1 protein-coding gene is annotated in these 258 nt (G+C 30.6%); it reads left to right on the plus strand.

Translation table 11 applies throughout. The features are described from left to right. The coding region (locus AOA61_RS31365; RefSeq protein ID WP_218197397.1) for a hypothetical protein at positions 1-258 on the plus strand (258 nt) is incomplete at both ends.

Here is a 258-nt window from a genome sequence, read left to right on the forward strand (position 1 = left end):
GCATCAAAAATTATAAAGTATAATAAATCTATTGTATTTACTTTTACATTATTAACACTCATCAGTGCAGTTGCACTGTTTTTTGTTTCAATCAATTATAATATGAATGACTACATCCCTGAAGATGCACCGTCTACAGTAGCAATAGAGATAATGGAAGAAGAATTCAATAGTACACTCTCTAATGCTCAAGTTATGATTAAAAACGTGACTGTACAAGAAGCGTTGTTATATAAGGAATGGCTTGAAGAGATAGAT

The sequence above is a fragment of the Pseudomonas sp. 2995-1 genome, from assembly GCF_002742505.1.
In the GTDB taxonomy this organism is placed as follows: domain Bacteria; phylum Pseudomonadota; class Gammaproteobacteria; order Pseudomonadales; family Pseudomonadaceae; genus Aquipseudomonas; species Aquipseudomonas sivasensis.